This is a genomic window from Aeromicrobium wangtongii, assembly GCF_024584515.1.
Lineage (GTDB): Bacteria > Actinomycetota > Actinomycetes > Propionibacteriales > Nocardioidaceae > Aeromicrobium > Aeromicrobium wangtongii.
This window is the reverse complement of the sequence record NZ_CP102173.1, coordinates 1,958,674-1,976,398: the sequence shown is the minus strand read 5'-3', so window position 1 is coordinate 1,976,398 and position 17,725 is coordinate 1,958,674. Positions and strand designations below refer to the sequence as shown.

Annotated in this window: 21 protein-coding genes and 1 riboswitch; of the genes, 17 read left to right on the top strand and 4 right to left on the bottom strand. The window is 68.4% G+C overall.

Annotated elements, in window-relative coordinates; genetic code table 11:
- Positions 1 to 48: 48 nt before the first annotated feature.
- Positions 49 to 666, bottom strand: a complete 618-nt coding sequence (locus NQV15_RS09805) for a superoxide dismutase (RefSeq protein WP_232399641.1) — start codon at positions 664 to 666, stop codon at positions 49 to 51.
- A gap of 206 nt (positions 667 to 872) precedes the next feature.
- Between NQV15_RS09805 and NQV15_RS09800 the strand changes: the two genes are divergently transcribed.
- The 10 genes from NQV15_RS09800 to gcvP all read left to right on the top strand — a co-directional run bounded on the left by NQV15_RS09800 (position 873) and on the right by gcvP (position 9,294).
- Complete coding sequence (locus tag NQV15_RS09800; protein WP_232399640.1) at positions 873 to 1,451, top strand: CDP-alcohol phosphatidyltransferase family protein; 579 nt, start codon at positions 873 to 875, stop codon at positions 1,449 to 1,451.
- Positions 1,451 to 2,242: a DUF881 domain-containing protein gene (locus NQV15_RS09795; protein ID WP_232399639.1), complete on the top strand. Its 792-nt coding sequence runs from the start codon at positions 1,451 to 1,453 to the stop codon at positions 2,240 to 2,242. Before NQV15_RS09800 ends, NQV15_RS09795 begins: the two co-directional genes overlap by 1 nt.
- Positions 2,239 to 2,571 (top strand): small basic family protein, encoded by a 333-nt coding sequence (locus tag NQV15_RS09790; RefSeq protein ID WP_232399638.1) that lies wholly within the window; start codon positions 2,239 to 2,241, stop codon positions 2,569 to 2,571. The genes NQV15_RS09795 and NQV15_RS09790 overlap by 4 nt, the downstream gene beginning before the upstream one ends.
- Positions 2,564 to 3,292: a DUF881 domain-containing protein gene (locus NQV15_RS09785; protein WP_232399637.1), complete on the top strand. Its 729-nt coding sequence runs from the start codon at positions 2,564 to 2,566 to the stop codon at positions 3,290 to 3,292. Before NQV15_RS09790 ends, NQV15_RS09785 begins: the two co-directional genes overlap by 8 nt.
- 17 nt (positions 3,293 to 3,309) lie before the next feature.
- Positions 3,310 to 3,687, top strand: coding sequence for a glycine cleavage system protein GcvH (gcvH, locus tag NQV15_RS09780; protein ID WP_232399636.1), 378 nt, complete (start codon positions 3,310 to 3,312; stop codon positions 3,685 to 3,687).
- 100 nt (positions 3,688 to 3,787) lie between these two features.
- On the top strand, positions 3,788 to 4,273 hold the full coding sequence (locus NQV15_RS09775; RefSeq protein ID WP_232399635.1) for an FHA domain-containing protein: 486 nt from the start codon (positions 3,788 to 3,790) through the stop codon (positions 4,271 to 4,273).
- Complete coding sequence (gene ftsR, locus NQV15_RS09770) at positions 4,270 to 4,989, top strand: transcriptional regulator FtsR (RefSeq protein ID WP_232399634.1); 720 nt, start codon at positions 4,270 to 4,272, stop codon at positions 4,987 to 4,989. Before NQV15_RS09775 ends, ftsR begins: the two co-directional genes overlap by 4 nt.
- 1 nt (position 4,990) lies before the next feature.
- Positions 4,991 to 5,455, top strand: a complete 465-nt coding sequence (locus NQV15_RS09765) for a bifunctional nuclease family protein (protein WP_232399633.1) — start codon at positions 4,991 to 4,993, stop codon at positions 5,453 to 5,455.
- A gap of 175 nt (positions 5,456 to 5,630) precedes the next feature.
- Positions 5,631 to 6,215, top strand: a complete 585-nt coding sequence (locus NQV15_RS09760; protein ID WP_232399632.1) for a MerR family transcriptional regulator — start codon at positions 5,631 to 5,633, stop codon at positions 6,213 to 6,215.
- A 78-nt stretch (positions 6,216 to 6,293) separates the two neighbouring features.
- A riboswitch (glycine riboswitch) is annotated at positions 6,294 to 6,380 on the top strand.
- 79 nt (positions 6,381 to 6,459) lie between these two features.
- Positions 6,460 to 9,294 (top strand): aminomethyl-transferring glycine dehydrogenase, encoded by a 2,835-nt coding sequence (gene gcvP, locus NQV15_RS09755; protein ID WP_232399631.1) that lies wholly within the window; start codon positions 6,460 to 6,462, stop codon positions 9,292 to 9,294.
- Between the two features lie 266 nt (positions 9,295 to 9,560).
- On the opposite strand, the gene NQV15_RS09750 is transcribed toward gcvP, so the two are convergent.
- The 3 genes from NQV15_RS09750 to sigK are packed head-to-tail and all read right to left on the bottom strand — an operon-like array spanning position 9,561 to position 11,656.
- A complete protein-coding gene (locus tag NQV15_RS09750; RefSeq protein ID WP_232399630.1) occupies positions 9,561 to 10,319 on the bottom strand; it encodes an alpha/beta fold hydrolase in 759 nt (252 codons plus the stop codon).
- Positions 10,320 to 10,361: 42 nt separating this feature from the next.
- Positions 10,362 to 11,063: an anti-sigma factor gene (locus NQV15_RS09745; RefSeq protein ID WP_232399629.1), complete on the bottom strand. Its 702-nt coding sequence runs from the start codon at positions 11,061 to 11,063 to the stop codon at positions 10,362 to 10,364.
- Complete coding sequence (gene sigK, locus NQV15_RS09740) at positions 11,060 to 11,656, bottom strand: ECF RNA polymerase sigma factor SigK (RefSeq protein ID WP_232399628.1); 597 nt, start codon at positions 11,654 to 11,656, stop codon at positions 11,060 to 11,062. Before sigK ends, NQV15_RS09745 begins: the two co-directional genes overlap by 4 nt.
- A gap of 132 nt (positions 11,657 to 11,788) precedes the next feature.
- Here sigK and NQV15_RS09735 point away from each other — a divergent pair, with 132 nt between their 5' ends.
- The 7 genes from NQV15_RS09735 (at position 11,789) to NQV15_RS09705 (ending at position 17,694) form a co-directional block, all read left to right on the top strand.
- Positions 11,789 to 12,961 (top strand): acyl-CoA dehydrogenase family protein, encoded by a 1,173-nt coding sequence (locus tag NQV15_RS09735; RefSeq protein ID WP_232399627.1) that lies wholly within the window; start codon positions 11,789 to 11,791, stop codon positions 12,959 to 12,961.
- A 96-nt stretch (positions 12,962 to 13,057) separates the two neighbouring features.
- Complete coding sequence (locus NQV15_RS09730) at positions 13,058 to 13,423, top strand: hypothetical protein (protein ID WP_232399626.1); 366 nt, start codon at positions 13,058 to 13,060, stop codon at positions 13,421 to 13,423.
- Positions 13,416 to 13,817 (top strand): hypothetical protein, encoded by a 402-nt coding sequence (locus NQV15_RS09725; protein ID WP_232399625.1) that lies wholly within the window; start codon positions 13,416 to 13,418, stop codon positions 13,815 to 13,817. The genes NQV15_RS09730 and NQV15_RS09725 overlap by 8 nt, the downstream gene beginning before the upstream one ends.
- Positions 13,818 to 14,291: an SRPBCC family protein gene (locus tag NQV15_RS09720; RefSeq protein WP_232399624.1), complete on the top strand. Its 474-nt coding sequence runs from the start codon at positions 13,818 to 13,820 to the stop codon at positions 14,289 to 14,291.
- A 251-nt stretch (positions 14,292 to 14,542) separates the two neighbouring features.
- Entirely contained in the window at positions 14,543 to 15,715 is a 1,173-nt protein-coding gene (locus NQV15_RS09715) for an RtcB family protein (protein WP_232399623.1), read from the top strand.
- Between the two features lie 125 nt (positions 15,716 to 15,840).
- Positions 15,841 to 16,281, top strand: coding sequence for a CAP domain-containing protein (locus tag NQV15_RS09710; RefSeq protein WP_232399622.1), 441 nt, complete (start codon positions 15,841 to 15,843; stop codon positions 16,279 to 16,281).
- 240 nt (positions 16,282 to 16,521) lie between these two features.
- Positions 16,522 to 17,694, top strand: a complete 1,173-nt coding sequence (locus tag NQV15_RS09705; protein WP_232399621.1) for an HNH endonuclease signature motif containing protein — start codon at positions 16,522 to 16,524, stop codon at positions 17,692 to 17,694.
- Positions 17,695 to 17,725 lie beyond the last annotated feature (31 nt).

Below are 17,725 nucleotides of genomic sequence, written 5' to 3'. Positions count from 1 at the left end.
CGGCGGGCACCCCGTGAGGGATGCCCGCCGTCGCTGAGGTGGATCGGATCAGAAGATGATCTGGCCACCGGAGGTTGCTGCGGTGAAGCGCTCCTGGGCATCGGCCCAGTTGACGATGTTCCACCACGCCTTGACGTAGTCGCCCTTGACGTTGAGGTAGTCCAGGTAGAACGCGTGCTCCCACATGTCCAGCTGCGTGATCGGGATCAGCGTGGCGGGGATGTTGTTCTGCTGGTCGAACAGCTGCACGACGACCAGCTTCTGGCCCAGGGTGTCCCAGGTCAGGATGGCCCAGCCGGAGCCCTGCAGGCCCAGCGCCGTCGCCTCGAACTGCGCGCGGAAGGCGTCGAACGAACCGAAGTCCTGGTCGATCGCCGCGGCCAGCTCGCCCGTGGGCTTGTCGCCGCCCTCGGGGGACAGGTTCTTCCAGAAGATCGAGTGGTTGATGTGACCACCGAGGTGGAACGCGAGGTTCTTCTCCAGCAGGTTGATGTTGCCGAAGGAGTTCTTGTCGCGGGCCTCCTCGAGCTGCTCGAGAGCCTGGTTGATGCCGGCTACGTAGGCGGCATGGTGCTTGGAGTGGTGCAGCTCCATGATCTTGCCCGAAATGTGCGGATCCAGTGCGCCGTAGTCGTACGGCAGGTCCGGAAGTGTGTAAAGCGCCACGTTCCTCCTCGGGAAATGGGCACGACGTGCCCAGAATGTTCGGTTGTGTGCTTGCAACCCACAGTCTGTCAGTCCTGTTCCCGCACGCAACGGCGGTGCCCACCCGATGGACGGGCCCGGCCGTGTCCGGCGCAGGCCGGCGACCGGCGATGACCTAGTCTGTCTGGTGACATTACGGGGACGAGCACCAGACGAGGAGGTCACGAGTGGAGGAGCGCATCGTCACCGTGCCCAATGCGTTGAGCTTCATCCGGCTGCTGCTCGTGCCGGTGTTCCTGTGGCTCGTGCTCGGTCCGGAGAAGGACGGCCTGGCCCTGCTGGTGCTGATGGTCTCCGGCATCACCGACTACCTCGACGGCAAGCTCGCCCGCAAGTTCAACCAGGCCTCCAAGATCGGCGCGATCCTGGATCCGGTCGCCGATCGCTTCTTCATCCTGGCCGTCGTCATCGGGCTGGGATTCCGCGACGTCATCCCGTGGTGGCTGGCCGTCCTCCTGCCGCTGCGCGATGTGTTCCTGTTCAGCCTGGTGCCCTTCCTGCGCACCCGCGGCTACAGCTCGCTGCCGGTGCACTTCCTCGGCAAGGCGGCCACGGCCAGCCTGCTCTACGCCTTCCCGCTGCTGCTGCTGGGTGACTCGACCGGCACCGTCGCCGATCTGGCCAATGTGTTCGGCTGGGCGTTCACGATCTGGGGTGTCGCCCTCTACTGGTGGGGCGGGATCCTGTACGCCTTCCAGGTCCGCAGGCTGCTGGCCACCACCCCCCGGGTCGTCCGGACCAGGTGATGGCCGGGCCCGGGCAACCCGAGCAGGTCGACGGCCTGCTCGAGAAGATTGCAGACACCGCACTGGATGACGACTACTACGTCGTCCGGGGCGGACCGGGGGAGCAGTCCCGCCAGTTCAACACGGTCCTGACCGCCGTCGTGCTCGGCGTCTTCGCGCTGCTGGTGGCGATCGCGGCGATCCAGACCCGTACCGACCGACCGGCGACCGAGCGCGAGCGGGACACCCTCATCAGCGACATCAACGCGCGCAAGGAACAGCTGGCCCGCCGGGAGGCGACCGCCGAGCGGCTCCGCACGTCCGTCGCGGAGCTCAACGCCTCCGTCGCCGGTTTCGACGCCGGTTTCGAGGAGCTTCGGCTTCTGGCATCCGACCGGGGCGCTGCCGGTCCGGGTGTCCGGGTCACGGTCAGCTCCGGGCCGGACGCGGGTCGACCCATCACCGACCGCGATCTGCAGACCTTGGTCAACGGGCTCTGGTACGCCGGGGCCGAGGCGATCGCCATCAATGGCAAGCGCATCGGCCCTCAGACGTCGATCCGCTCGGCCGGCGGAGTCATCAAGGTCAACTACGAGCCGATCGGCGAGCCCTTCGAGATCGAGGCACTCGGCGACCCCGCGGCGCTGGAGGACCGGTTCGGCCAGTCGGCGGTCGGTCGTGCCTGGGAACAGAGGCGGAAGGCCTCGGGCGTACGCTTTGACATAGCACGATCGGACGACCTCGTTGTCGAGTCCGCGCCGAAGAACCGACTCACCGTCAAGCACGCCAAGGCCGTCAAGGGGGACGAATGATTCCGGTGATCGGTCTTGCCATCGGCGTCATCGCCGGACTGGTGCTGCAGCCGACGGTGCCGACCGGTCTGCAGCCGTACCTGCCGATCGCGATCGTCGCGGCGCTGGATGCCGTCATCGGCGCGCTCCGCGCCCTGGGGGAGCGACGGTTCAACGACCGGGTCTTCGTGGTCTCGTTCATCTCCAACGTCGTCATCGCGGCATTCATGGTCTACCTGGGCGACCAGCTCGGCGTGGGCTCCCAGCTGTCGACCGGCGTCGTCGTCGTGCTGGGCATCAGGATCTTCGCCAACGCCGCCGCCATCCGCCGCAGGATCTTCCATGCCTGAGTCGCGACGGGCGACGCCGGCGACATCGGGCTGGCGAGGGCTGCTGCGCCCCAAGGCGTCCCAGGTCATCGTCGCGCTGCTGATCGGTGGACTGGCCTTCGCGATCACGGTGCAGATCAACGACGCGGGCACCGATGACTACTCCGGGGCACGCAGCGAGGAGCTCGTCGAGCTGCTCAAGTCCCTGGACGTCGCGAACGAGCGCCTCGGCACGCAGATCCAGGATCTGACCGAGACCCGCAACGGGTTGCTCAGCAGCACCCGACGCTCAGAGCGGGCCGAGAAGCAGGCCAAGCAGCGCGCCGACCAGCTGGCGATCCTGGCGGGGACGGCCGGCGCGACCGGCAGCGGCATCGAGCTGACCATCAACGATCCTGACGAGCAGATCGACGCCGCCGCGCTCCTGGACGCCGTCGAGGAGCTGCGCGACGCGGGAGCCGAGGTCATCGCCATCAACGGCGTCGCCCGGGTCGTGGCGCAGACCTACTTCCTGGACGACGACAACCAGATCCGCGTCGGGGGCCGGGAGGTCAAGCGTCCGTATGTCATCGAGGCGATCGGTGATCCGAAGGACCTGGCCGAGGCGGTACGCTTTCGCGGCGGGCTCATCGACCGCGTCGCCAACCGTGGTGGATCTGCCTTCGTGAAGGAGAAGAAGAAGATCACCATCACCGCCTTGGCCGACGTGAAGAGCCCCGAGTACGCTCGACCCACATCTTGACCGGCAAGGAGCCTGCGGTGATTCCTGAGGACCTGTACTACAGCGAAGAGCACGAGTGGGTGCGGATGGACGACGACATCGCCACCGTGGGCATCACCGACTTCGCGCAGGATCAGCTCGGCGACATCGTCTACGTCGAGCTCCCGGCCGTCGGCGACCGCGTGGAGGCCGGCGCGACCATCGGCGAGCTGGAGTCGACCAAGTCGGTCAGCGACATCTTCTCCCCGCTCAGCGGCGAGATCGTCGCCCGCAACGACGCGCTCGACGGCGGCCCCGAGGTCATCAACTCCGATCCCTACGGCGAGGGCTGGCTCATCAAGCTGCGTCCGTCCGAGGACGACCCGACCGGTGCCCTGCTCGAGGCCGAGGCCTACGCGGCCCTCGCGTCCGACTGACGCACCCCTCAAGCCGCTCTGACCGGTCCCTCGTGGATGCTAGGTTGGAAGTCACGTCCCACACCCTCTCCGAGGTCGACCGCACACAGGAGTGAAGCCGATGTCTACGCCGGACCAAGAGCCCGACGACACCGCCGCTGCGCACAAGGACGCCCTCGGGGGAGGCCCCGGTTCGGGGCCGGTCTCCGACCACACGACCCACATCCCGATCCTGGATGCGGACACCGAGGAGATGTCGGCCTCGGACGTGTCGGCCGTCGAGAACCTCCCCGCCGGCAGCGCGATGCTGCTGGTGCAGCGCGGTCCCGACTCCGGCGCGCGGTTCCTGCTCGACAGCGACCAGGTGTCGGTGGGACGTCATCCCGACAGCGACATCTTCCTCGACGACATCAGCGTCTCGCGCCGTCACGGCACCTTCACCCGCCACGGCTCGGGCTACTCCGTCACCGACCTGGGCAGCCTGAACGGCACCTATGTCAACCGTGACCGGATCGACGGCGAGGTGACCCTCTCCGGTGGCGACGAGGTGCAGATCGGCAAGTACCGGTTGATCTACTTCGCCGGATCCCTGAAGGGCGCGCAGTGACCGAGCCGCTTCCCGAGCTCTCGCGGCTGGGCATCGGCAAGGTGCTGGACGAGCTGCTGCCGGAGTTCCCGGACCTGACGATCACCAAGATCAGGTACCTGGAGTCCGAGGGCCTGCTCGAGCCGGAGCGCACGCCGTCCGGGTACCGCAAGTTCTCCTTCAACGACGTCGAGCGACTGCGGTTCATCCTGCGGCAGCAGCGCGACAAGTTCTGGCCGCTCGGCCACATCCGCCAGGTCCTGGACGAGATGGACCGTGGCGTGGTGCCCGACACCGTCCAGGGCTCGACCGCGCGCGTCCCGCACCTGACGCTGGCCGAGGACGGCCTGCCGAACGAGGCGACGTTCCTGGAGGGGTCCAGCAGCATCCGCCTGTCGCGCGAGGAGCTGCTCGAGGCAGCCGGCATCGACTCGGCGACGCTGGACGCGATCCAGGAGTACGGCCTGATCTCGCAGCGTCCCACCCAGACCTACTACGACGGCACGGCCCTGCAGGTCGCCTCCATCGTGGGGGAGTTCGCCGAGCTCGGCCTGGAGCCGCGCCACCTGAAGATCTTCGGCGCTGCCGCGGATCGTGAGGTCGCGCTGTTCGACCAGGTCGTGACGCCGCGCTCCCGCCAGCTCGACAAGGAAGCGGCCGAGCGCACCGTGGCAAGCCTGGCCGCGCTGTCGATCCGCTTCCAGTCCGTACTGGTCAGAAGTCGATTGCGCGGCTGACATGCGCGAGGTCGAGGTCGTGGGTGTCCGCGTCGAGATGCCGACCAACCAGCCGCTCGTGCTCCTGCGGGAGGTCGAGGGTGCTCGCTACCTGCCGATCTGGATCGGTGCGGTGGAGGCGTCGGCGATCGCGTACGCCCAGCAGGGCACGCCGACGGCGCGTCCCCTGACGCACGAGCTGATGCAGCGCATCATCGAAGGGCTCGGCGACGAGCTGCGGGAGGTCCGCATCCTGGACGTCCGCGAGGGGATCTTCTTCGCGGTGCTGGTGTTCTCCTCGGGCGTGGAGGTCGAGGCCCGACCGTCGGACTCCATCGCCCTGGCGCTGCGCACCGGCTCCCGGATCGTGTGCTCCGAGGACGTCCTCGACGAGGCGGGCATCACGTCGACGAACGAGGAGGACGCGGAGATCGAGAAGTTCCGTGAGTTCCTCGACGAGGTGGAACCCGAGGACTTCTCGGAATGAGCGCCGGCGGAGAGTCTCAACCCTTGAGTGAGACTTGAGAAAAGAACGCCGACATGTGCGCTCGGTCGTTGACCGGCGAAACTCTCACCTCTACGTTGAGAGTGCTGCCGAAGGTACACGGATGTAGTTCCGTGGCGGTAGTCTTCCCCCATACCAGCTTTGGAAGGCATTCCGGATGATCGAGTCGCACGACAACGACGCCACCGCCACACATCAAGCGGCTGCGGACGCCCGTGACCAGGGACTGCTCTTCACCGACGACGTCTCCCCGCTGCCCGAGGACGCCGGATTCCGCGGCCCCACGGCCTGCAGTGCCGCTGGTATCACCTACCGCCAGCTCGACTACTGGGCGCGCACCGGCCTGGTCGAGCCGACCGTCCGCTCGGCGACGGGCTCGGGCACGCAGCGCCTCTACTCCTTCAAGGACATCCTGCTGCTCAAGATCATCAAGCGTCTGCTCGACGCGGGTGTCTCGCTGCAGCAGATCCGGGTCGCCATCGACCACCTGCGCGTCCGCGGCACCGACGACCTGACGCAGGTCACGCTCATGAGCGACGGCGCCAGCGTCTACGAGTGCCGCTCCGCCGACGAGGTCATCGACCTGCTGCAGGGTGGCCAGGGCGTCTTCGGCATCGCGATCGGCGGTGTGTGGAAGGAGATCGAGGGCTCCCTGCACGAGCTGCCCAGCGAGCGTGCCGTCGAGATCTCCTCGGCCGACGACGAGCTCGCCGCCCGCCGCCGCGCGCGGCTGTCCAGCTGAGCCCACGCCGCCGAGTGCGCCACGTCACCTGATGCGGCGGTGCACGGAGCCACCGTGTTGGTAGGCTGAACGCGCTGTCGATCGCGCGTGGGAGAGTTCGCCCAGGCGACGCCGAAGGGGCAATTCCTCCCCGGAATCTCTCAGGCACCGAACCACGCGACCGAGGCAATTCTGGAGCACCGCCGATCGTGGCGGGACGACAGAAGGGGAGGCACAGTCGTCGCCTCTACCTTCGGAGCCCCAGATGTCCCAAGATCGTGTCTCCCATGACTTCGCCGGCCGCCACATCGGCCCGACGGCTGCCGACCAGGACGCCATGGTGCGGCGCGTCGGCTACGACTCGCTCGACGCGCTGATGCAGGCAGCGGTTCCCTCGGGCATCCGCAGCAGCTCTGCGCTGAACCTGCCGCCCGCCCGCACCGAGACCGAGGCGCTGGCGACGTTGCGGGCGCTGGCCGACCGCAACAACCCGGGCGTCGCGATGATCGGCCTGGGCTACCACCCGACCGTCACACCGGCCGTCATCCGCCGCAACGTGCTGGAGGACCCGTCCTGGTACACGGCCTACACGCCGTACCAGCCGGAGATCTCCCAAGGGCGTCTCGAGGCGCTGCTGAACTTCCAGACCGTCATCTCGGACCTGACCGGGCTGCCCACGGCCAACTCCTCGCTGCTGGACGAGGGCACCGCGGTCGCCGAGGCGATGACGCTGATCCGCCGGGCGACCAAGGGCAAGGACGCCCTGCCGATCGTGATCGACTCCGGCCTGCTGCCGCAGACGCTCGCCGTCACGCACACCCGCGCCGAGGCGCTCGGCATCGAGCTGCTCGAGGCCGATCTGGCGGCTGGGGTCCCGGACGTCGAGATGGCCGGCATCATCGTGGCCTACCCGCGCGCCGACGGACGGATCGTCGATCCCCGCGCCGCGATCGAGGCGGCTCACGCGGGCGGCGGTCTCGCGGTGGTCGTCGCGGACCCGCTGGCCCTGGTCCTGCTGGCCTCGCCCGGCTCGCTCGGCGCGGACGTCGTCGTCGGCTCGACGCAGCGCTTCGGCGTCCCGATGTTCTACGGCGGCCCGCACGCCGGGTTCATGGCCGTCCGCTCCGGATTGGAGCGCCACCTGCCCGGCCGCCTCGTGGGCGTCTCGGTCGACAGCGCGGGCCGTCCGGCCTACCGCCTGGCCCTGCAGACGCGCGAGCAGCACATCCGCCGCGAGAAGGCCACGTCCAACATCTGCACCGCCCAGGTGCTGCTGGCGGTCACCGCGTCGATGTACGCGGTCTACCACGGACCGGCCGGCCTGCGCCGGATCGCGACGGACGTCAACGCGTCCGCGAGCCTGCTCGCCGAGGGCCTGCGTGCCGGGGGAGTGGAGGTCGCCGGTGGCGACTTCTTCGACACCGTCGTGGCGACGGTGCCCGGCGGCGCTGTCGGCATCGTGGCCAAGGCTCGCGAGGCGGGCGTCCACCTGCGGCTCGTCGACGCCGACACCATCAGCATCTCGACCAACGAGACCACGACGCGCGCCCACCTGGAGACGGTCTGGAACGCCTTCGGCGTCCCCGGTGTCGACGACGCGCCCGCTGCGCTGCCGTCGGACCTGCTGCGCACCGACGAGATCCTGACCCACCCGGTGTTCCACGAGCACCACAGCGAGACGCAGATGCTGCGCTACCTCAAGAAGCTCAGCGACCGCGACTACGCTCTGGACCGGGGCATGATCCCGCTGGGCTCGTGCACCATGAAGCTCAACGCGACCGCCGAGATGGAGCCCATCAGCTGGCCCGGGTTCGCCGATCTGCACCCGTTCGTGCCGGCCGAGGACGCCGCGGGCATGATCGAGCTCATCGAGACGCTGGAGGGCTGGCTCGCCGAGGTGACCGGTTACGCCGGCGTCTCCATCCAGCCCAATGCCGGCTCCCAGGGTGAGTTCGCCGGGCTGCTGGCCATCCGGGCCTACCACCACAGCCGCGGCGACCAGCACCGCACGGTGTGCCTGATCCCCAGCTCGGCGCACGGCACCAACGCCGCGTCGGCGGTCATGGCCGGCATGCGGGTCGTGCTGGTCAAGTCGACCGATCAGGGCGAGGTCGACCTGGCCGACCTGCGGGCGCAGTGCGAGAAGCACACCGACGACCTGGCGGCGATCATGGTGACCTACCCGTCGACGCACGGCGTCTATGAGCACGGCATCACCGAGCTGTGCGAGATCGTGCACGCGCACGGCGGCCAGGTGTACGTCGACGGCGCCAACCTCAACGCGCTGCTGGGTCACGCCCAGCCCGGCGTGTTCGGCGGCGACGTCTCGCACCTGAACCTGCACAAGACATTCTGCATCCCGCACGGCGGCGGTGGCCCCGGTGTCGGACCCGTCGCGGTGGCCGAGCACCTGGTGCCGTTCCTGCCCACGCACCCGCTGCATCCCGTGGAGAGCAAGCGGGTCGGCGTCGGCGCCATCAGCGCGTCGCCCTACGGCTCGGCGGGCATCCTGCCGATCCCGTACGCGTACATCGCGATGATGGGCGCCGAGGGCCTGACGGACGCCACCTCGGTGGCCGTCCTGTCGGCGAACTACATCGCCAAGCGCCTCGAGAGCGCCTTCCCGGTGCTCTACACGGGTGACAACGACCTCGTCGCGCACGAGTGCATCCTGGACCTGCGGCCGCTGACGAAGGCTGCGGGGCTGACGATCGATGATGTCGCGAAGCGGCTGATCGACTACGGCTTCCACGCGCCGACCATGAGCTTCCCGGTGCCGGGCACGCTGATGGTCGAGCCGACCGAGTCCGAGGACCTCGCCGAGCTCGATCGGTTCTGCGACGCGATGCTGGCGATCCGCTCGGAGATCGACCAGGTCATCGCGGGGCAGTGGCCGGCCGGGGACAACCCGCTGGTGAACTCGCCGCACACGATGCGGACGCTGCTGGAGTGGGACCACGCCTACGACATCAGCACAGGCGCCTTCCCGGCCGGGACGGTCGATGACAAGTACTGGCCGCCGGTCGGCCGCATCGACCAGGCCTACGGCGACCGCAACCTGGCCTGCTCCTGCCCCCCGGTCGAGGCCTTCGCCGACTGACCCCACCGCTGACGCGTGGCTTCCGCACGCTGACGCGTGGGTTGTAGACGCTGAGGCGTGGGTTGTGCATGCTGAGGCGTGGGTTGTGCATGCTGAGGCGTGGGTTGGTTCCCGTCCATGCCTGACCTGACCCAGCGTGTCCGTGGTACGTAACCCACGCGTCGCGGTGCGTAAGTCACGCGTCAGCGTCTACAACCCACGCGTCGCGATGCGTAAGTCACGCGTCAGCGTCTACAACCCACGCGTCAGCGTCTACAACCCACGCGTCAGCGGATGGGGTGGGTGGTGGTCCACCAGTCGATGATGCGGTCGACGACCGGGCCTGGGGTCTTGACCCATTGGACGTGGTGGGACGTGCCGCCAGCGGCCAGGGCGGCGTCCTTGGTGTAGACCCACCGGGTGACGGCGTCGGGCTCGACCATCATCGCGGTGAAGACCTTGTTCGACGCCGACACGGCGTAGGTGTCGCCCTGCAGCTGGATGACGAGCGTCGGCGACGTGATGCGGTGCGGGACGTCGAAGGGTGGCTTCCCGGTGCGGACGAACCGGGCCCACTCGCGCATCAGTGTCCTGGCGCCCGGAGCGCCGAAGAACGGCTTGGGCAGGAAGCCGCGTACCCGCGTCGCCAGCGGGACGGTGACCCCGAGCAGCAGCACGCCCAGCCCGCCGTACGGATAGGTGCGGAAGTGCGGCACTGAGGCGCCGACGGTCACGAATCCGTCCGCCGGCGGGTGGTGGAGCTGGTGGCCCGCGCCCAGCTGCGACCCGAGGCTGTGCCCCAGCACGATGACCGGACGGTCCGGATCGTCCGCGCGCGCCTTGCCCACGGCGTCCGCGATCGCCTGGATCTCGTCGGCATAGCTCCAGTCGTGCGCGCGCGAGGCGATCGGCTCACCGCGCTCGAAGCCGCGGTTGGGCAGCGCCCGCGCCTCCCAGCCACGCTCGGCGAATGCGGCGACCAGCGGACGGTAGAAGCCCGACGGCACCGCCATCGCGGCCGCGATCAGGACGAGCGGTGGAGTCACGCCGTCATGATCCCATCGTCCGGTGGCACGCGGGCACCCCGGTCAGACCGGGATCAGCGCGACGGGCGCGGTGGTCGGCTTCTTGGACCCGCCCTTCGGCTCGACCGTCACAGCGACCTGGTCGACCTTGTCGATGCCGTCCATGACCATGTCGCCGCTGGTGACGAACGTGCCCTGGCTGTGCGGACCGTCCGACCCGATCAGCCACACCTGGTAGACCTTGTCCTTGCCGGCCCGCGGCAGGTTGTTGGCGTAGATCACCGCCGAGTTGACCTTCGAGGACATGACCATCCGCACGTTGCCGCCGCCGGGGAAGCTCTTCGCGACGGTCTGTGCGTCGGGTGCCGACAGCACGCGCGAGACCGCGACCCGCTGCTCGTGCTCCTCCTGGGCGTTCTGGCGCTCGACGACATAGCCACCCGCGCCGACGACGCCGACCAGGACGGCCGCTGCCACCAGGATGCGCGGGAGCCTGCGGCGCAGCCCGCGGCGGTCGGCGAGCGACGTGACGATGGGACGCTCCTGGGGCGTCGAGCCGATCTCGGTGAGCAGGCGCTCACGCAGACCCGGGGGAGGCGTGTGCTCGGCGGCGCCGCCGAGACGGACGGCCGTGGCCATGAACCCGGCCATCTCGGCCTGGCAGTCGGCGCACTGCTCGAGATGGGCCTCGAACCTGGCCCGCTCCTCGTCGTCGAGGGCGTTGAGCGCGTAGGGCGCCATGAGGGAGTGCAGATCGGTGCTCATGCCCCAACTCCCATGCAGTCGCGCAGGCGGATGATGCCATCGCGCATCCGGGTCTTGATCGTGGCGGTGTTCGCGTTCAGGGCGGTGGCCACCTCGGCGTAGGTGTAGCCCTGGTAGTACGCCAGGTTCACCGCCTCACGCTGCAGCTCCGTCAGCCCGTCCAGGCAGCGGTTGACCTGCTCGTGCTCGAGGGTGATGGTCACCGTCTCCTCGACCTCGTCGTAGTCCGGGCCCCCGGACCAGTCGTACTTGTTCTCGCGGTTGGTCGCGGCCTGGTCGTGGCGGACGGCGTCGACGGCACGACGGTGCGCCAGCGTCAGGAGCCAGCTCTTGGCGTTGCCGCGGGCGGGATCGAAGCGGGCGGCGGACTGCCAGGCCTGCATGAACACCTCTTGGGCGATCTCCTCGGCACGGGCGGGATCGCGGATGACACGCCGGGCCAGCCCGAACACGGATGCGCCGAGCGCATCGTAGATCGCGGCGAACGCGCTCTCGTCGCCGCGTGCGACGCGGACGAGGAGATCGTTCAGATCGGATGCGGCATCGTGCTCGGGTGTGGCCGCGAGCTTGAGGTGTGCAGCGGATGCCGCCATGGCGTCGTCCTTTCCGGGGAGCTTCCTACGAACCATTCGTCGCCGCCTCCGGTCAGGATGGGTGGGCCGCTGGATTCTCCGGCGTGTCCCGCATCCGATTCTAGATGCGCCCAGTGGGTCTACCGTGGGCGCATGCCTGTCTTCAACGCCACGGACCCCCTGTCACTCGACGACCTGCTGACGGCCGAGGAGATCGCCGTGCGCGGCAGCGTCCGCTCGATGCTGGCCGAGCACGTCCAGCCCCACGTGGCGCAGTGGTTCGAGGCCGGCGGGGCGCCCCATCCCCGCGAGCTGTTCGCCGAGTTCGGCAAGCTCGGCCTGCTCGGGATGCACCTGGAGGGCTACACGCTGCCGGGCATGTCGTCGGTCGACTACGGATTGGCGTGCGCCGAGCTCGAGGCGTGCGATTCCGGCATCCGCTCGATGGTCTCGGTGCAGGGATCACTGGCGATGTACGCGATCTGGCGCTGGGCCTCGGAGGAGGAGAAGCAGCGGTGGCTGCCGGGGATGGGCACCGGCGAGCTCGTGGGCTGCTTCGGGCTGACCGAGCCCGATCACGGCTCCGACCCGGGCAGCATGCGGACGACGGCGCGCCGCGACGGCAGCGACTGGGTGCTCGACGGCAGCAAGATGTGGATCTCCAACGGCACCTTCGCCGATGTCGCGGTCATCTGGGCGCAGACCGATGAGGGCATCCGGGGTTTCGCGGTCCCCACGCAGACCCCCGGGTTCAGCGCCCGCGAGATCAAGCACAAGATGTCGCTGCGCGTCTCGTCGACGGCCGAGCTGGTGCTCGAGGGGGTCCGGGTGCCGGCATCGGCGATGTTCCCCGAGGTGCGTGGGCTCAAGGGGCCGCTGTCGTGCCTGACGGAGGCCCGTTACGGCATCGTGTGGGGCTCGATGGGCGCTGCCCGATCGTCCTTCGAGACAGCGCTGGACTACGCGCGCACCCGTCAGCAGTTCGGCCGGCCGATCGGCGGCTTCCAGCTGACGCAGGCGAAGCTGGCCGACATGGCGCTCGAGCTGCACAAGGGGCTGCTGCTGGCGCTGCACCTGGGACGCCGCAAGGACGCGGTGGGGCTGACCACCGAGCAGGTCAGCTTCGGCAAGCTCAACAACGTCCGCGAGGCGCTGGACATCTGCCGGACGTCCCGCACGATCCTGGCCGCCAACGGCATCTCGCTGGAGTACCCGGTGATCCGGCACATGAACAACCTCGAGTCGGTGCTGACCTACGAGGGCACCGTCGAGATGCACCAGCTGATCCTGGGCCAGGCGCTGACCGGGGAGAACGCCTTCTCCTGACCGACGGGCCTGCGGGGCTCTCCCGGGCGCGTGGGAGAATCGGCTCGACATCCGACCGCCCCCTCTCGTGCGAGGGGCCTCGAGCAAGGGCAGTGCGTGACCGATCCCGTCGCCTATGGCATCGCGATCCTCGGGGCGCTGGTCGCGGCGTTCGCCGCGTGGCACACCGTGACCCAGCGGCCGTTCGGCAATCCGCTGTTCTATGCGGTGTCCGTGCTGGAGATCGTCCTGATCGGCTTGCTGGTCGGCGGATCGATCGCGCTGGGGCAGACGTCACGCGACGTCGACGGTGTCGTGTTCATCTCCTACCTGGTCACGATGGTCGTCATCCCGCCGGCGGCCGTGCTGTGGGGGATCGCCGAGAAGTCCCGCTGGGGGACCGGTGTCGTGGTCGTGGCGATGCTCAGCGTCGCGGTGCTCTCGATCCGCCTGCTGGGCATCTGGAAGGGCACCTATGCCTGAACGTCCCGACACCTCCCACGGCTTCGGCCGCGCCCTCGTCGCCGTCTACGCGGTGTTCGCGCTGGCCGCGTCAGCGCGATCCATCGTGCAGCTGATCGCCGAGGTCGACTCCGACACCGTGGTGCCGTACGTCCTGTCGGCCTTCGCCGGCGTCGTCTACATCCTCGCGACGGCCGCGCTGGCGCTGAACCGCCGTCGGCTCGCGCTCGTGACGATCGGCATCGAGCTGGTCGGCGTGCTGGCGGTCGGCATCGTGTCGCTCGTGGACGAGGGACTGTTCCCGGACGAGACCGTGTGGTCGGACTTCGGCCGCGGCTACGGGTTCGTCCCGCTGGTGCTGCCGTTCATCGGGCTGTGGTGGTTGCGCCGTACCCGCACCGCACACCAGGCATAGATGGCCGCCGACTACTCGCTCGTCTCCCGCTGGTCGGTCCCGCTGTCGCGGGAGGACCTGTGGGACGTCCTGGACGCATTGCTGGCGACTCCTGACCCGATGGTCTGGTGGCCCGCGGTGCAGGTCAGCGAGTTCGACGGCTCACGGATGCACGTGCGGGTCGACAGCCCGTTCGCGTACTCGCTGCGGTTCGCGCTCGATGACCTGACGACGCAGCGTCCCGGTGCGCTGAGCTTCACGGCGACGGGTGATCTGGAGGGACACGGTGCCGTGGCGTTCGAGGACGGCCCGGGGGAGACCTCGATGGTCATCGACTGGCGCGTGGACACCCGCCGCCGATGGATGCGATGGACGTCGTGGGCCCTGCGACCGCTATTCGTCCTGGCCCACCGGCAGGTGATGCGCCAGGGGGAGCGGCACTTCAACGCCTGGATCGCAGCGCAGGAATCGCCGGGCACCCCAGACATGGTGTAACGTCCTGCGACGCATCGCCCACCCACCTGGTACCCGAGAGGAGCTTCATGATGTCGACGCCGATTCGCCGTAGTTATCTCGTGCAGCTCGAGCTCTCGTTCCGCAATCGCCAGGGATGGCCTGCGGCCGATGCCCCGTACCCGGGAACCAGCGCTGGCTGACCAGCCAACCGCTCCGGACACCGAGCCTCGACCGCGCCTGCGGTCGGGGCTTTTTTGTTGTATCCACCCACTCACCGAAAGTGACATCTCATGGAGAAGCTCTCCCAGCGGTTGTTCAGCTGGGCTTCCATCCTGGACTCCAACGCCCGCGATCAGGCCCACACGGCCAGCAGCATGCCGTTCATCTACCCGCACCTCGCACTGATGCCCGACGCCCACCTGGGCAAGGGGGCGACGGTCGGCTCGGTGATCCCGACGCTCGGCGCGATCATCCCCGCTGCTGTCGGGGTCGACATCGGTTGCGGGATGATCGCGGTCAAGACGCCGTACGTGGCCTCCGAGCTGCCGACGGATCGCCGGACGCTGCGCCTGGCGATCGAAAGGGCGATCCCGTTGTCCGCCGGGGTCGCCAACCGCGCGATCACCCGAGCGCACACCCAGGCGCGCGTGAACGAGCTGCGCGCCGATGCCGAGGCCGCTGGGTTCGACCCGGCCGACCGGGCGAAGAGCTGGGAGCTGCAGCTCGGCACGCTCGGATCGGGCAATCACTTCATCGAGGTCAGCCTCGACGAGGACGACCGGGTGTGGTTGTTCCTGCACTCCGGATCGCGCGGTGTCGGCAACAAGATCGCGCAGCGGCACATCGCGATCGCGCAGGAGCTGTGCCGCAAATGGTGGATCGATCTGCCGGATCGCGATCTGGCGTACCTCGTGGAGGGCACGGACGAGTTCGATGCGTACATCACCGAGCTGCAGTGGGCGCAGAAGTACGCGCTGCTCAACCGCGCGGAGATGATGGACCGGGTCGTGGCGTGCTTCGCGGACTGGGTCGGCACGGACGAGGTGGAGCGGCTCGAGGAGATCAACTGCCACCACAACTACACGGCCCGGGAGAAGCACTTCGGCAAGGACGTCTGGCTGTCCCGCAAGGGGGCGATCGACGCTTCCTCCGGCACGATGGGCCTGATCCCGGGGTCCATGGGAACGCGGTCGTACGTCGTGGTGGGCAAGGGCAACCCGGTTGCCCTGAACTCGTCCCCCCACGGGGCCGGGCGCGAGTACAGCAGGTCCAAGGCCCGCAAGCAGTTCACCCAGGACGATCTGCGGGTCGCGATGGGAGACATCGAGTACCGCGACACGGCGGCCTTCGTCGACGAGATCCCCGCGGCGTACAAGGACATCGACGTGATCATGCAGGACGCTGCTGACCTGGTCGAGGTTCGTCACACGCTGCGGCAGATCGTCAACGTGAAGGGCGACTGACCGGGGGAGGGGGCTGACGGGAGTCGGCCCCCTCCAGCGACGGTCACACCGGCGCGAGTTGGTGAGGTCGAGACGGGCGGGTAGCGTCCTCGGGTGAACGATCCGCCTTCCCCCGGAGCCATCTCATGCGCAGACCCCTCCTGATCGCCCTTTTCGCAGCCCTGCTGATCCTGCCTGTCGCGCCGGCGTCCGCGGCGTCCTCGGGCAAGATCGAGTCCGATGTCGTGAAGAAGACCAATGCCGAGCGCACCAAGCGCGACCTCAAGAAGCTCAAGGCATCCAGCTGTGTCGACCGCTACGCCGAGGCGCACGCCCGTCGGCAGGCCAAGGCGAAGCGGATGTTCCACCAGGACATCCGGGTCGTGCTCAAGAAGTGCCACTTGTCGCGCGTGGGTGAGAACGTCGCCTACGGATACACCTCGGTCAAGTCGGTCACGAAGGCCTGGATGAAGTCGCCCGGTCACCGCCGCAACATCCTGACCAAGTCGTACCGCTACATCGGGGTCGGAGCCGCGAAGGACTCCTCCGGCCGCTGGTACTACGCGCAGGTCTTCGGCGCCCGCTGATAGCGGTAGTTTTGGCCGCTTAAGTACTGAAATAACAGCAAATTAGTGCGGATGAGGCCTTGCGAGGGCAGACGCATGTCGGATAGAATCGAACATACGTTCTAGTCGCTCCGGAGCCCGTCCATGATCCTCGATCAACTCTCATCGGTCAGTGAGGATCTCGCCGCGCTCGAGCCCTGGACGTTGACCGGTTCGGAGGTCAAGCAGGTCGCGCTCGCGGTCGTGAGGGCGCGGACGTCGATGGATGCCGCGTTGTCGCGACTGGCTGGATGCGCCGAGGACATGGGCCTCGCGAAGGACGACGGTGCAACGTCCACGACGACTTGGCTTGCTGCCAGCGCCGGGATCAGCAAGGGCGAGGCGGCCAAGCTGGTCGGGCTGGCTCGGGTGACCGGGGTCGAGGCCAGTCAAGCGGCTTGGGCTCGCGGTGACCTGTCCACCGATCAGGCGGCGGTGATCATGAAGGCGATCGATGCGTTGCCCGACTGGTGCGGGGACCAAGAGCGGACCGATGCCGAGGCGCACCTGATCCGCCTCGCCGGCGAGTACGGTCTGGACGATCTGAAGCGGCTGGCGAACAGAGTCCTCGAAGTGATCGACCCCGACGGTGCCGATGAGCACCTGGGTGAGCAGCTGCGCAAGCAGGAGCAGAAGGCGTGGGACGCAACCAAGCTGTCGATGCGGCGGCGGGGTGATGGAACCACGCATGGGGCGTTCACGATCCCCGATGCGGATGCCGACACCCTGCGGGCGGCCCTGGAAGGGATCATCGCCCCACGTCGCACGGCGGCCAATGCTGAGCACCACGGCATGGGCGCCGATGACTGGTTGGCGTTGCCGAGGGATCGCAAGCTCGGGCACGCGTTCACCGAGCTCATCACCCACCTGCCGACAGGGGCGTTGCCGCAGTCCGGTGGCCTCGCTGCGACTGTGGCCGTCACGATCGATGTTGATGACTTGCGCACTGGCCAGGGAACAGCGACCAACACCTCCGGCACTCCGATGTCAGCCCGCAAGGCCCAGCGTCTGGCGTGCAACGCGCACCTCGTCGCTCTGTATCTGGAGAACGGCACCCGGGTCATCGACCACGGGATGACCAAGCGCCTCTACGACCGCCACCAGCGGTTGGCGCTGGCCGTACGTGACAAGGGCTGCGTGTTCCCGGACTGCGACCGCCCACCGGCGTGGTGCGAAGCCCACCACCTCAACTTCTGGTCAGAGGGCGGACCGACCGACCTCAACAACGCAGCCTTGTTGTGCCACTTCCATCATTTCCTGGTCCACGAAGGGGAGTGGGAAGCTCGGATGGGAGCCGACGGGATCCCCGAGATCATCCCGCCAACCCGGATCGACCCCGAGCAGAGACCCAGACGCCACGCCAGGTTCACGAAACAGGAACCTCGCGCCGCCTAGGACCGGACGGCACATCATGGTGATGCGGGGC